A 355-nucleotide genomic window follows, 5' to 3' on the forward strand; every position below is an offset into this window, starting at 1 on the left:
CCATTGCCTTTGATACGTCACGTACGATCAATGCATGCATCCCTTTACCTTCTGGATAAGGTTGTTCAGCTACGTAACAGATTGCTCCATTATCTTTAGCCATTGATAAATATGTTGGTCTAAAGCCTGCACCTTTACAGAAGAATAAAGTGTTAGTTTGGATATCACGTGAATCATATGACACGTATTCCATCTTGGTTGCTACAGTATCTTGTACTGCACTTGACTTAAGTAAATGATGCTCTTTTAAAATTAAAATACAGGTATTTAAAGAAATACTCATTTTTTCTCCTCGTTGTATTAAAACATTTCATTCAAAATTATAACACAGCTAGCCCTTGCTGTTTGCCTTCTT

1 pseudogene is annotated in these 355 nt (G+C 35.2%); it reads right to left on the reverse strand.

What is annotated here, in order from left to right:
• Positions 1–283: pseudogene (locus tag CP366_RS10535) on the reverse strand (UDP-N-acetylmuramoyl-L-alanyl-D-glutamate--2,6-diaminopimelate ligase); the annotation flags it as partial.
• Between the last annotated feature and the right edge of the window lie 72 nt (positions 284–355).

Source organism: Lactobacillus sp. UMNPBX15, from assembly GCF_002553785.1.
Taxonomy (GTDB): domain Bacteria; phylum Bacillota; class Bacilli; order Lactobacillales; family Lactobacillaceae; genus Lactobacillus; species Lactobacillus crispatus.